Origin of the sequence: Paenibacillus sp. GbtcB18, assembly GCF_019091125.1 — a bacterium.
Classification (GTDB): domain Bacteria; phylum Bacillota; class Bacilli; order Paenibacillales; family NBRC-103111; genus Paenibacillus_F; species Paenibacillus_F chitinolyticus.
In genome coordinates this window covers 1-231 of record NZ_JAGXJX010000956.1, presented here as the reverse complement: position 1 = coordinate 231, position 231 = coordinate 1, and the positions used below count along the sequence as shown (strand labels likewise).

The 231-nt window shown below is 54.5% G+C and carries 1 protein-coding gene; it reads right to left on the bottom strand.

The annotated features are described in order from the left end of the window. Positions 1-231: hypothetical protein (locus tag KVT34_RS31400; RefSeq protein WP_217563409.1), on the bottom strand; the 231-nt coding region annotated here is incomplete at both ends.

Below are 231 nucleotides of genomic sequence, written 5' to 3'. Positions count from 1 at the left end.
CGCCTTTGTACTTGCGGTACCCGAAAGAACGTATCCGTTCGGGGGCAGATAGGTTCCTTCTTTGCCGTCCGAGATTTTATCAACGACAATGCCTTCCGTCACAATAAGCTCGATCGTCCGGTTATCGAAAGGAGGGGTATACGTCCCGTACGTGCTTGTATACACGGTCAGAGCGTCTTCTTTGCGCTCCTGGTCCATCCCGGCTACCGGGTGCAGAGTTCCGTCGGGAAG